Below are 13,177 nucleotides of genomic sequence, written 5' to 3'. Positions count from 1 at the left end.
GCCTTAAGCTGAAGTGAACCGATGCAAAAGGAGTATTTGCGGGAGGACGTACTTCGGTAGGTTCAATTCCAAAAGCAAAAAACCTCAAAATCCGAGCACACATCATCTTAATCTTACTGAGCCGGCGGTACGAGTCAGAGTTTTTCGGGCAGCGACGGAAATGCTGATTGCGCAATTTACACGATAACCAAAGCCGTTGGCCTTATGCCTCGTCCGTTTTGCCCGTGATGGCAATCTGCTGCCCGGGCAGAATTAAACCTCAGGAAACTTGCCAAGCCCCCGCCACGTAAATAAAAGAAATTGCCTTTCGTATAGCTCAGCTAGGCGATTGCGCGACGGGGCATACTTCGTAACGGACGATTTCCGAACGATTTGGCATTACTCGGATCAGCACCGGTAACAGTGTGAGGTTCGGAGAAGAAAATGCAGAACGCCGTATCTTTGCGGACGCGTGACGATTTGAACGAGAGTGAAGCAAACAGCGCTGGGTCTATGCGCATCCTAATTGCAGACGACCATGATCTTGTGCGTGAAACGATCGGGTTGTTCCTCAAGGCTGAAGGAATCCACGAGATCGTTTGCGTCGGAAACCTCGAAAAGGCGATTGAAGCGGCCGACGATACGGGCAGTTTTGATCTGGTTTTGCTTGATTTTGACATGCCGGGCATGAACGGATTGCAGGGTTTGCCCCGGATGAAAGAGGCAAACGCGAATTACCCCGTTGCGTTGATGTCCGGTACCGCAACGCCACGGATCGCAAAAGACGCTATTGCTGCTGGCGCTGCAGGGTTCGTGCCAAAAACGCTGGCGGCAAAATCAATGATATCCGCGGTTCACTTTATGGCGTGTGGCGAGACTTACGTGCCCTATGATTTTTTGCAGCAGCCCGAGGTCAAACCGGTGGGCGATTTGACGAAGCGTGAAACCGATGTTTTGAGAGGGATATGTAAAGGAAAATCCAATAAGGAGATCGGCGTTGACCTGAGCCTTCAAGAAGTCACGATCAAGCTACATGTCAAAACGCTTTGTCGAAAGCTCAATGCCAAGAACCGGACGCACGCAGCCATGATTGGAAGAGACCGGGATCTGGTTTAGACCCGGCAAAGGGCGCAAAATACGGGAAAAGGCACTGTGTTCGTAAACAGACACACTCACCCGGCGTCGTTGGTTACGAGGCGATATTTCCGGAACAGTGCGCCATCATATGTCACTTCTCCCTCGTGGATTGCGCCGATACGCGTCAACGCGCCTAATTTCGTGCGCGTTGATGGCAGCAGGAATGTCACAGATGTGATGAGTGGATCGTCCCGTGCGATCGTCAGAGTCTGACCCGTGATCTTGGTTCCTAAACCAAAGGCAGAAGGCTTCAACACCAAACCGAAATCCCAGTCATGGCCCTCCCTTTGAAAGCCTCCCCACCCGATGTAAGCCCCATCGGAGAGAAACGCCCAGTGACCCAGTCCGTCTTGCGTCCATCTGGCTTCCTTCATTGACACGAAATCAGAAGCACGTTGCGCGTCCCAACCGCCTTGGAGAAGTGGCATATGCGCTGTCAGTGCCGGGTCTGACATATGCGCAACGATTTCTTCTGTTGCGATACTGGAAAGGCGCGTGAATGTTATCTGTACCATGGGCGTTACTCGGTCATTTCAGTTTCCGGCGTTCGATCTGCTTGCGCCTTTGGCGTTTGCATTGGCCGTTCAAGTCGAGACAAGGTGCGGACTTTATTTATCTTCGTTTGCCTGCGCGACGCCGTAAACCGCACCTATCGTTTGCGAGTTGTTGAGCGCCCCGACCAAGAAACTAGCGAGGGCCAACCTCTACACCGATGCACCGCCTTGGGGCAAAGCGTCTCGTTGCGCAAGACATTTCTGTGAGGTGGCATTGAAGGTCGCTAATGTACGTTGGCCGGGCCTACATTCCTCCAACTTTGGTTATACAAAAAGACAAAGAAATTACGAAAATGGGCCATTAAGTCATTGATACTATTGTACATTATCCAAATGTAGCATTTTCCTAGAGGGATTGTACTACTAGAGAAACACTACATTTGAATTTTGTCTTTACTGAAAGAGAAAATAACAGTGTGGACGTTAGACCGGCCACGGTACATTAACCCGTCCGAATGAACTTGCTAGGTGTGCCGTGTTGGCCCCTACCACCTTGGACGAACTGCCAACCGTGACACTCCAATAGAACTGTCTCGCTCTTGAAGCGTTTAGCGTGTTGCCGTGGGTTCTTTATTACGGCTTCCAAATCCTTGTATGTCACTTCATCCAGTTCTGTCTCGTTCAGGAAGTCGATCACCTTCACCATGATCCCTTTTGGTTTGGGTTGCAGCAGAGGGTTTTTGGACGAGATGGGAATGAACCTTGAACTCGGAAAGACCTTCTGCACTTCCTCCCTGTCCAGATCGGCCCATGCAATGCTCAGGACCATCGGGGCACATTTACCGTCATCGTCAATATTTCGACAAGTACCCCTAGCGCCCATCTGCTTAATGGCGGCATAGAGTTGATCGGTCTCCAGACTACCGGCTTTAGTGCCTTTGAACCGTCCCTTCTCGACAGGTTTCAATTTAGCTGGAGTGACTTCCTACTCGAAGCGATGGAACATACGGACTGCACCAACTAGGAACATATGTCCCATAAAATATCTAATTAAAACAATAGTCTAAGGGGAAAGGGTCTAATCCGACATCCTCCGCATTCTCTGACGTCAGTTTGGGTGGCAAAGGGCGCCCCGGCAAGGCTGGTCTGGGTTTTGCGGCGGCGCGTGGCGCATTTGTTGCATTTGGTGATGTGCTCTTCGGGGCGCTTCGCTGGCTTTCTTATCCAAAAAAATCTCGTCGCCTACCGTGCGCGACAAACCCTTCCCAAACGCATTGCCCCGAACAGCCCGACAAGGAGCGTTCGGGGCAATGATAGTTGTATTCGTTCAATTAGAGTGCCGTCTCTGCTTTCCTTCGACGCCGACCGATGAAGCCGAGACCTGCCATGCCTGCCAGTAGCATGGGCAGAGCCGCAGGCACGGGTACAGAACGTAGAGTGGAGGTGTCAAAAGTGCCTTCTACGGAAACCCCATTGTTATAGAAATATTCGGTTGCTCCTATGGCGAAATAGTTAAAGGAGTCGTCTTGATACCAGAACCCACCTGAGACACGGCCTTCAGTTACGCCAAAAAAAATTCCACCACTACCACCGCCAATAAAGCCGTTATTCGGGCCATCTGGTCCGATAGTCGTTCCCGAAAATGCCGTGCCGCAATTAAGAATGAGAAGGCCAGTACAGTTGTTAAAATGCCAACGCGGTCCGCCGAACGTTTCCACTAAGCTTATTTCCGCGCTCCCATATGAGGCTCCAAGTACAGTTTGAAATCTCTCGATGAAGCGAAGCCTGTCCGGTCCACTGAAAACAGGTACTGCATCTTTGAGCTGCTCATAGGCGTACGTATCACTTCCGCCGTCTGTGTCGAGAAACCGCATGTCTGGCACATTGCCTGTGACTTCCCATTTAAAGGTCGCCGCCTCAGCGGAACTGACACCGGCAAATGCAAGCGCCAGTGCAGACGCCGTCAAAATTTTCTTGATCGTCATTGTGTAATTGCCCCTACCCATAAATATGATCGGCCCCATCGTATTTTCGGGACCGTGTATTCAACCGTAAGCGCCTGCAGTTGATCGTAAACATTAGCGGGGATTTGTAAACAATGGTTAACAGAGCGGAATTATTTAATCTAAATCAATATGTTATGCCCTGAGTCAAGCGAAGGGTTTACCGCACCGGTGTGCAATTCATGAAAATTCCACAGACCTTCTCAGGGGTCTTTCAGAGTATAACATCTCCAGTTGGTCCTCAGGTGATGCCACCATCGTGCTTGGAGGTTTTTTGCGTTGAACATGCCGCCGCCAAAATCTCCAAATTGTTGATTTACATAACCTATCCCGCGAAGCCCGCATGAAAACGGACTGACGTATTGGCACACCCTTTGTTTGAATTTGGCAGACATCTCTTACTGTCCCGACCAAGAAAATGCGCCAGACCAAATCATTTGTAAAAACAACATGATAAAGGGAATTTGCCAATTCGACACCCTGCGCATTCCCTGACCCCGGTTTAGGGGGGACAAGGGCATCAGGGCACGCCTTGTTCGGGTTCAGCGCGAAGAAACGGCAGGCACCGCCTTGAGGTAGGCCGCAATCGCGTCGAGATCTTCGGGCGGCAGGTTGGACAGGTTTTCCACCACCGACACCATAGAGCCGCCAACGCTATCGTAATCCGGCGTAAACCCGCTGGACAGATAGTAGGCGATATCGCCTTGCGACCATTCCAGCGCACCCGGTGTGATATTGGGGATCGTTCCTTTGCCATCGGGGTTTGGACCGCCGCCCAGCCAGCGGGCCATATCGAGACCGCCCAGCGCGTTGCGCGGCGTATGACATTCAGCGCAGTGCCCCATGGCCTCTACAAGGTATTGCCCGCGCGCCAAGATCGGGTCTGTTTGCGGCAACACAGGATCGGCGTTGAGGTAAAGCATCTTCCATCCGCCAAGACTTGCACGGATGTTAAAGGGAAAGCCCAGATCATGAGGCTTTGACCGCGTTGCATCAGGCGGCAGCGTATCGATGTATGCCTTGAGATCGAGAATATCGGCCACTTCCATGCGAATGTAGGAGGCGTATGGAAAAGCCGGATAATAGTGCTGCCCTTCTGGCGATGTGCCATATTTCACGGCAGATACAAATTCCGCCTCGGTCCAGCCTCCAATGCCTGCCTCGGTGTCAGGCGAGATATTGGGGGCGTAAAACGTGCCGAATTCGGTGGCAAATTCATGCCCGCCCGCGAGTATGAGTTTTGCCTCGTCCTTGGCTTTTGGTGCTGCGTGACAGGAGGCGCAGCCGGTCGCGTGAAATATCAGCGCCCCGCGCGAAGCGTCCGCCTGATGCGTTGGAAGCTCGGCGGTCGTGACACTGGTGGGGCGGGTGAGCCACAGCCCCACCGCGCCCGCCAGAACCGCAAGGGCCAGTGCAATGCCTAGAAAACGGCGCATGGGTTACTGCCGCAAGCGATAACCTTCATGACAGCTTCGGCATGACTGTCCAACCGGGCCGAAGGCAGCGCCAAGCGCGGCTTGGTCCTGTGGGTTCGCCTCGATGGCCGCGTCAAGCGCGTCCTGAAACTTGGTCAACTCGGCCTCAAAACCGGCGCGGTCGGTCCATACGGCAGGTGCCGCGAGAAACTTGTTGGTGGTCTCGCCCTCGGTCCCTTCGGGATAAAGATCGGCAAAGCCTTCTGCAGCCGCGCGCATATCCGCCAGCGCCTGATTTGCCATCGCCGCGTCAAAGGGTTTTTCACCTTTCGCCATGTCTCCGATCAATCCGGTGGATTTACCGACAACGCCCATGGCCGCTTCGCGTTTTTCCACTGGCGAGTGGCCCCCTGCCATCGGTTGTGTTGCCGCAACGACCGCAATTGTAACGCCTAGCACAGCGGCGCTGAAAATACCCTTGTTCATAATAGACTCCTGTTGTGGTTAATCTGAAGTGTAGAGCCATGTGGCCCTGCGTCAATCTGTCCGTACCACAGCCCTCTTGCCGCACTGCAAGATCGACGCGAGGTCGGTGGAGGCAAACGCTGGTCATGGCGGTAAAACTTCGCTACCTCTGCCGCCATGCTGAGTTATTCCGAATTTGGCGACGCAGGCGCGCCACCGGTCATGATCGTTCACGGGCTTTACGGGTCTGGTCGCAATTGGAGCGTGATTGCCAAGCGGCTGTCGGATAGGTTCCGCGTCTTTACCATTGACCTGCGCAACCACGGCCTAAGCCCACATACTGACACCCACAGCTATCCTGAAATGGCGCAGGATATAGCAGAGCTTATCACCCATCTCGGCGGCCCCATGCAGATTGTCGGACATTCCATGGGGGGTAAGGCCGTGATGACGCTTGCCCTCACGCAGCCGGATCTGGTCGATCGCATGATTATCGCGGACATCGCACCGGTGACGTACACTCACAGCCAGTTACCCTACATTCACGCGATGAAAGCTGTGGATCTCAACGCCGTGACCCGCCGGTCGGAAGCCGAAGCGCAGCTCTCGGCACAGGGGGTTGAGCCGGCGCTTTGCAGTTTTTTCACGCAATCTCTTGATATCAATGAAAAGCGCTGGCGTCTCAACCTCGACACGCTGGAGACGGAGATGCCCAAGATCATGAGCTTTCCCGATGTAGCAGGCCGATACGACGGCCACGTACTGTTTCTGACCGGTGCGAATTCCGACTATGTCCTGCCTGAACACCGGACCGGGATCAAAGACCTGTTTCCCGGCGCGCATTTTGCCAAGTTGAAGGATGCAGGCCATTGGCTGCACGCGGACAAACCTCGCGAATTCGAAGCCGCGTTGCGCGGGTTCTTCAAGCCGGACTGATTCAACGACAATTTTGGCTGACAAAGGCTGATGTTGGGCGAAAACGCACAGAGTGGGGCCACACCTGCGCCTTTGCCCCTTGCGCGCAGGCGCGCGATGCCTATAACGCAGGACAATTTGGATGCACGGGGGCGTTCAAAAAACAGGGGGCCGGGCTATGCCAAAAAGAACCGACATCAACTCGATCATGATCATCGGTGCAGGCCCCATTGTTATTGGACAGGCCTGCGAGTTCGACTACTCGGGCGCGCAAGCCTGCAAGGCGCTGAAGGAAGAAGGTTACCGGGTCATTCTGGTGAACTCGAACCCAGCCACCATCATGACCGACCCCGGCCTTGCCGACGCCACCTATATCGAGCCGATCACACCCGAGATGGTCGCCAAGATCATTGAAAAGGAACGCCCCGATGCATTGCTGCCGACGATGGGTGGGCAAACAGGTCTGAACACCTCGCTGGCGCTCGAAGAGATGGGTGTGCTCGACAGGTTCAACGTCGAAATGATCGGTGCCAAGCGCGAAGCCATCGAGATGGCGGAAGACCGCAAGCTGTTCCGCGAAGCGATGGACCGTCTGGGCATTGAAAACCCGCGCGCGGCAATCGTAACCGCCCCGAAAGATGCATCCGGCAAGAAAGACCTTGCCGCGGGTGTGCAACTGGCGCTGGACACCCTTGAAGAGGTCGGTCTGCCGGCGATTATCCGCCCTGCCTTTACCATGGGCGGTACAGGCGGCGGCGTGGCCTACAACCGTGATGACTACGAGGCGATCTGCCGGTCCGGCATGGATGCCTCTCCCGTTGGCCAAATCCTCGTCGACGAAAGCCTGTTGGGCTGGAAGGAATACGAGATGGAGGTGGTGCGCGACACTGCCGACAACGCCATCATCGTCTGCTCTATCGAAAACGTCGATCCGATGGGCGTGCATACCGGCGACAGCATCACTGTGGCCCCTGCCCTGACACTCACCGACAAAGAGTACCAGATCATGCGCAACCACTCGATCGCCGTGCTGCGCGAGATCGGTGTGGAGACCGGCGGGTCGAACGTGCAATGGGCGGTGAACCCTGAAGACGGTCGCATGGTGGTTATCGAGATGAACCCGCGCGTGTCGCGCTCTTCTGCGCTTGCCTCCAAGGCGACTGGGTTCCCGATCGCGAAGATCGCAGCGAAACTGGCCGTGGGGTACACGCTGGACGAGCTTGACAACGACATTACCAAGGTCACGCCCGCGAGCTTTGAACCGACCATCGACTATGTCGTCACCAAAATCCCGAAGTTTGCCTTTGAAAAATTCCCCGGCTCCACTCCTGACCTGACCACGGCGATGAAGTCGGTGGGCGAGGCCATGTCGATCGGGCGGACAATCCACGAGTCGATGCAAAAAGCGTTGGCATCGATGGAACAGGGGCTGACCGGATTTGACGAGATCGACATCCCCGGTGCCGGTGATCCGGCCTCCGGCCATGCCGCCATCGTCAAGGCGCTGAGCCAGCAGACACCGGACCGGTTGCGCGTGATTGCACAGGCCATGCGGGAAGGCCTTGAGGATGATGAGATTCACGCCATTACCAAGTTCGATCCGTGGTTTCTAGCGCGTATCCGCGAGATCATTGACGCCGAACAAGAGCTGGAATCTGCCGGGCTGCCAACGGATGCCGCGGCGCTGCGCCAGCTCAAGATGATGGGCTTTACCGATGCGCGCCTCGCCAAGCTGACCGACCAGCCCGAGACAGCCGTGCGGCAGGCGCGTATTGATGCCGGCGTCACTGCTGTGTTCAAGCGCATTGACACCTGTGCGGCCGAATTCGAAGCGCAGACCCCCTACATGTACTCGACCTATGAAACACCCGTGTTTGACGAGGTAGAGTGCGAGGCGCGCCCGACAGACCGGAAAAAGGTCGTCATTCTGGGCGGCGGGCCAAACCGGATCGGTCAGGGCATCGAATTTGACTATTGCTGCTGTCACGCATGCTATGCGCTGACGGACGCGGGCTATGAGACCATTATGGTCAACTGTAACCCAGAGACGGTGTCAACCGACTATGACACGTCGGACCGTCTGTACTTTGAGCCGCTGACCTTTGAGCACGTGATGGAAATTCTGCGTGTCGAGCTGGAAAACGGCACGCTGCACGGCGTGATTGTGCAATTTGGCGGGCAGACCCCGCTAAAGCTGGCCAATGCGCTAAGCGATGCCGGTATTCCGATCCTCGGTACCACGCCGGATGCGATCGATCTGGCCGAAGACCGCGAACGTTTCCAGAAACTGGTGCAGGACCTCGGCTTGAAACAGCCCAAGAACGGGATCGCGCATTCCGATGCCGAAGCGTTGGATATTGCGGCTGACATAGGCTTTCCGCTGGTGATCCGCCCCTCATATGTGTTGGGCGGGCGCGCGATGGAAATCGTGCGCGATCAGGCCAGTCTGGAGCGCTATATCTCGGACGCGGTCGTCGTCTCGGGTGACAGTCCGGTGCTGCTCGACAGCTACCTCGCTGGTGCGGTCGAACTGGACGTCGATGCGCTGTGCGACGGGACGGACGTGCATGTGGCCGGCATCATGCAACACATCGAAGAGGCGGGGGTCCACTCCGGCGACAGCGCCTGCTCTCTGCCGCCCTATTCACTTGCTGCAGAGGTGATCGCGGAGGTGGAAAAACAGACCCACGCGCTGGCACGCGCGCTGAATGTCGTGGGGTTGATGAACATCCAGTTCGCGGTCAAAGACGGCGAAATCTTTCTGATTGAGGTTAACCCGCGCGCCTCCCGCACCGTGCCATTTGTGGCCAAGGCCACCGACAGCGCCATCGCGTCAATCGCCGCGCGTATCATGGCAGGTGAAACGCTCTCAACCTTCCCGCAGCGCGCGCCCTACGACGAAACCGCAGCCTACGACGATGTACTGCCACTTGGTGACCCGATGACGCTGGCAAACCCGAATATGCCTTGGTTCTCGGTCAAAGAAGCTGTTCTTCCTTTTGCACGCTTCCCCGGCGTCGACACGATTCTCGGACCCGAGATGCGCTCGACCGGCGAAGTCATGGGCTGGGACCGCGACTTCCCCCGCGCCTTTCTCAAGGCACAGATGGGGGCGGGTAACCCGCTGCCCACCTCGGGCTGCGCTTTCATCTCGATCAAGGACGCCGACAAGACTGATGACATGCTGTCTGCCGCGCGCATACTGCTTGATCAGGGCTTTGACCTTGTGGCGACCCGTGGCACGGCAAAGTGGCTGAATGAACATGATCTCGCCTGCGATACGGTCAATAAGGTCTATGAGGGGCGCCCTGACGTCACGGACATGATGAAAGACGGACGCATTCATCTGGTGATGAATTCGACCGAAGGGACTCAGGCGGTCGAAGATAGTAAATCCATTCGCTCCATCGCGCTTTACGACAAAATCCCCTATTTCACGACTGCAGCCGGCAGCTACGCCGCCGCGCTCGCGATCCGCGCTCAGGCAGATGGGGATGTCGGGGTCAAATCCCTGCAGGGATGACCCATGCGCACCTCGCGTGCCCGGTGATTTTCTCGCCTTGATGTGATACCGTCGTCGCAAGAGGTTTCGATACAAGGCGGGGTCACTTGGGACAGCAAGAAAAATTACCGCAATTGAACGGGCGTCTTATGACCTGCGGCGGCGGGTTCGAGACATGGCTGCAATATGTCGACGGGTTTGAGTTGCGCCATTTCTGCGCGTTCGAACTCATCGATGACAAACGCGGGGAGGCATGCGTCCGGGATTTCCATCGCAAGATCGTCGAGGGTGCGGTCGCCAACGGGTTTGGCGTCATCAACGAGGGTTTGCACTACCGCGCCAGTCGTGATTGGGGTGAGCTTATCGGCTATTCACGCGAGGCATTGGAAGAAATCAACCTGCGCGGCATAGAGCTTTACCGTGATTTCGCGCGGGAATACGAAAGCGCGCAGACGCCAATGCTGGTGGGCGGTGTGATCGGTCCACGCGGCGACGCCTATAATGTCGGGCGGACCCCGGACGAGGCGGAAGCGGAGGATTACCATTCAGAGCAAATTCTTACCTTCAAGAAAGCTGGCGCGGATCTGGTTTCGGCCTTGACCTTTTCCAGTGTCGAAGAGGCGATTGGCCTGTCGCGCGCTGCCAAAGCTGCCGAGATGCCTGTGGTCATCTCTTTCTTTGTGGCGAAAGGTGGCAAGCTCAAAACCGGCGAAACTCTGGCAGATGCCATCGCGCGCGTAGATGCGGCCACCGACAGCGCACCGGCTTATTACATGATCAACTGCACCCATCCGACCGAATTTGAAAAAGGGCTTACGTCTGGGGACTGGTCCAAAAGGCTGGGTGGGATCATGCCCAATGCGGTTGCCATGGAGACACTTGATTTGTGTAAACTGGGGCATCTCGAAGACGGTGACCCGCAAGAGCTTGGCGGACAAATGGCCGATATCGCGCGACGGTTTGACCATATCAACGTGTGGGGTGGTTGCTGTGGGACGGACGGGCGGCATATAAATGAAATCACGCGGCAGGTTCGTGATGTCCGCCAGCCGTTGGCTGCCGAATGACCCTGTGTCAGTTCATTGCGTAAAGAAAAGGATAATGTGATGCGATTTTTTTTGATGAGCCTGAGCGCCTTAGGGCTGGCTGCGTGTACGCCAGAGCCAGCGCCTGCACCGCTGCCCCCTACCGACTTGCCGTTTTTCGGCGACGGCTACCGCGCAGAGGGCGACATGTGCCGCCGTCTTGGAGAATCTGCTGATACCATCGACTACCTCGACCACACGGCTGATCTGGTGGGCTGTCCGGAGAACATGGAGAATTTGGGTGTGTTTGTCACAGACACAGGGGCAATTGAGGTCGCGCGCAAGGACGGATACGTCCTCTACAGCATTCCCAGCGGAATCTAGGCACCCTAGGCCCAATAGACGCTGCGTCACCTTCCCTGCACTTTCTTGACCCAAGGGCATATATGCAGGCACAACGGCGCAGATTTGGGAGGGCCTCATGCACACACCCGCGATTACCGGAACTGGCGTATTCACGCCGGAGAACATCATCACCAACGCCGAATTGGTCACCGCATTCAACGCTTATGTGGATTTGTTCAATGCGCGCAACGCGGATGCTATCGCCGCAGGTGATGTAGAGGCCAAAGAGTACTCATCCGAAGACTTCATCCTCAAGGCGTCGGGCATTGAACAGCGGTTTGTGATCGACAAGACCGGTGTGTTGGACCCGGAGGTGATGCACCCGCTGTTGCGTCAACGCGTCGACGACGAGCCATCCTTGATGGCGGAAATGGGCGTGGATGCCGCACAAAAGGCGCTGGCGCAGGCCGGGCGCGATGCGTCAGACATCGATCTTGTTATCTGCGCCGCTTCAAACATGGAGCGTGCCTATCCCGCAATCGCGGTCGAGATCCAAAAGCTGCTCGGCGCGGGCGGTTTCGCCTTTGACATGAACGTGGCCTGCTCGTCTGCGACCTTTGGCATTCAGGCGGCAGCGGATATGGTCCGCTCCGGCAGCGTGCGCAAAGCGCTGGTCATCAACCCTGAAATCTGTTCCGCGCATCTGGAATGGCGCGACCGGGACTGCCATTTCATCTTTGGCGATGTGGCTACGGCCACGCTGATCGAACGGGCCGAAGACGCGGCCGGCACACGGTTCGATATCGTATCGACCCGCTGCGCTACCGAATTTTCGAACAACATCCGCAACAACAATGGCTACCTGCGCCGGTCTCGTCCGGCAGGGATGGTGGACCGCCGCGACATGCAGTTCATGCAAAACGGGCGCAAGGTGTTCAAGGAAGTACTGCCGATGGTGTCAGAACACATCAGCGCGCATATGGCTGATGAAGGTGTATCGGCAGGCGATCTCAAGCGTCTGTGGCTGCATCAGGCAAACAAAACGATGAACGACTTCATCGGTCGCAAGGTTCTGGGACGTACGCCCGAATCCGGAGAGCAGCCAAACATTCTGCAAGACTATGCAAATACTTCGTCGGCGGGATCGATCATTGCTTTTTCGAAATATTCCGACGATCTGGCAAACGGCGACACAGGGCTGATTTGTTCTTTCGGGGCGGGCTATTCGGTTGGATCTGTGCTGCTGCGCAAGACCGCGTGAGGCCAAAGCGCCCTAGCTGACGGCACCGTGATCATTTTCAAGGTGCAGTTTCATGTCGATCAGCACCTGCTGCAAAAGCGTGGTCTCTTTCAGCAGGCGTTTCGCCTCGTTTACCGTGATTTTGCCATCTTCCATCGACTGCTGATATTCCCCCATCAACATGGCAAAACGCTGGCTCAGCGCGATGACATCGGCATTCACACCGCCGGGACGATCCGCGTTTGGCCGCCGTTCATCGTATTGCAACGAACTGCCCGCCAGTTCCGCCAATGCGCCGGTCACATGCGGGTAGCTTGACGCCTTTTCCAGCAGGGCGACGGTTTCGACCGGCATAAAGCGATCGGAATGCTCTTCGTGGTCAGAGTAGTATCGACCCAAGGTCGCCTTGGATTTACCCGAGATCTCGCAGGCTTGTTCGATGCCCACGTCCTTGACCAGCGCCTCTGTGTGCTTTTTGAGATATCTGCCAATCACCGACATTACGGGAACCTCCTGCGATCCCCGCCACAATGCTTTTCACGGGGAATATATTTCATTTTTACCCATTAATCAGATGTTTGGGAAATGTCATTTATAAAAAGACTCCCAACTGTTCGGGGGATGATGAGTAGCCGGCGCGCCCAACGCCGGTTTTGG

Annotated in this window: 12 protein-coding genes; 6 read left to right on the top strand and 6 right to left on the bottom strand. The window is 55.9% G+C overall.

Annotated features, from left to right (window positions below):
- Window positions 1–492: 492 nt before the first annotated feature.
- The gene (locus AC2D8V_RS04510; protein ID WP_484732319.1) at window positions 493–1,095 is read left to right on the top strand and encodes a response regulator transcription factor; all 603 of its coding nucleotides are present in this window, start codon (window positions 493–495) and stop codon (window positions 1,093–1,095) included.
- A 56-nt stretch (window positions 1,096–1,151) separates the two neighbouring features.
- On the opposite strand, the gene AC2D8V_RS04505 is transcribed toward AC2D8V_RS04510, so the two are convergent.
- The 5 genes from AC2D8V_RS04505 to AC2D8V_RS04485 all read right to left on the bottom strand — a co-directional run bounded on the left by AC2D8V_RS04505 (window position 1,152) and on the right by AC2D8V_RS04485 (window position 5,514).
- Window positions 1,152–1,631, bottom strand: a complete 480-nt coding sequence (locus AC2D8V_RS04505; RefSeq protein ID WP_484732318.1) for a GNAT family N-acetyltransferase — start codon at window positions 1,629–1,631, stop codon at window positions 1,152–1,154.
- 481 nt (window positions 1,632–2,112) lie between these two features.
- Window positions 2,113–2,439, bottom strand: coding sequence for a hypothetical protein (locus tag AC2D8V_RS04500; protein WP_484732317.1), 327 nt, complete (start codon window positions 2,437–2,439; stop codon window positions 2,113–2,115).
- A 502-nt stretch (window positions 2,440–2,941) separates the two neighbouring features.
- The gene (locus AC2D8V_RS04495; RefSeq protein ID WP_484732316.1) at window positions 2,942–3,595 is read right to left on the bottom strand and encodes a VPLPA-CTERM sorting domain-containing protein; all 654 of its coding nucleotides are present in this window, start codon (window positions 3,593–3,595) and stop codon (window positions 2,942–2,944) included.
- Between the two features lie 560 nt (window positions 3,596–4,155).
- Window positions 4,156–5,049 carry a c-type cytochrome gene (locus AC2D8V_RS04490; protein WP_484732315.1) on the bottom strand — a complete coding sequence of 298 codons (894 nt, stop codon included), beginning with the start codon at window positions 5,047–5,049 and terminating at the stop codon, window positions 4,156–4,158.
- 3 nt (window positions 5,050–5,052) lie between these two features.
- Entirely contained in the window at window positions 5,053–5,514 is a 462-nt protein-coding gene (locus AC2D8V_RS04485; protein ID WP_484732314.1) for a c-type cytochrome, read from the bottom strand.
- A 156-nt stretch (window positions 5,515–5,670) separates the two neighbouring features.
- Here AC2D8V_RS04485 and AC2D8V_RS04480 point away from each other — a divergent pair, with 156 nt between their 5' ends.
- The 5 genes from AC2D8V_RS04480 (at window position 5,671) to AC2D8V_RS04460 (ending at window position 12,541) form a co-directional block, all read left to right on the top strand.
- Window positions 5,671–6,429: an alpha/beta fold hydrolase gene (locus AC2D8V_RS04480; protein ID WP_484732313.1), complete on the top strand. Its 759-nt coding sequence runs from the start codon at window positions 5,671–5,673 to the stop codon at window positions 6,427–6,429.
- Window positions 6,430–6,586: 157 nt separating this feature from the next.
- Window positions 6,587–9,931: a carbamoyl-phosphate synthase large subunit gene (carB, locus tag AC2D8V_RS04475; RefSeq protein WP_484732312.1), complete on the top strand. Its 3,345-nt coding sequence runs from the start codon at window positions 6,587–6,589 to the stop codon at window positions 9,929–9,931.
- 86 nt (window positions 9,932–10,017) lie between these two features.
- Complete coding sequence (locus tag AC2D8V_RS04470) at window positions 10,018–10,977, top strand: homocysteine S-methyltransferase family protein (RefSeq protein ID WP_484732311.1); 960 nt, start codon at window positions 10,018–10,020, stop codon at window positions 10,975–10,977.
- Between the two features lie 39 nt (window positions 10,978–11,016).
- Window positions 11,017–11,319 (top strand): hypothetical protein, encoded by a 303-nt coding sequence (locus tag AC2D8V_RS04465; protein ID WP_484732310.1) that lies wholly within the window; start codon window positions 11,017–11,019, stop codon window positions 11,317–11,319.
- Window positions 11,320–11,416: 97 nt separating this feature from the next.
- The gene (locus AC2D8V_RS04460) at window positions 11,417–12,541 is read left to right on the top strand and encodes a beta-ketoacyl-ACP synthase III (RefSeq protein WP_484732309.1); all 1,125 of its coding nucleotides are present in this window, start codon (window positions 11,417–11,419) and stop codon (window positions 12,539–12,541) included.
- A gap of 12 nt (window positions 12,542–12,553) precedes the next feature.
- Here AC2D8V_RS04460 and AC2D8V_RS04455 read toward each other — a convergent pair whose 3' ends face one another.
- On the bottom strand, window positions 12,554–13,021 hold the full coding sequence (locus AC2D8V_RS04455; RefSeq protein WP_484732308.1) for a hypothetical protein: 468 nt from the start codon (window positions 13,019–13,021) through the stop codon (window positions 12,554–12,556).
- Window positions 13,022–13,177: the final 156 nt, after the last annotated feature.

The organism is Roseobacter sp. YIN89, assembly GCF_057219365.1.
The sequence above is the reverse complement of the archived record's forward strand: the minus strand, read 5'-3'. Positions and strand labels throughout refer to the sequence as shown.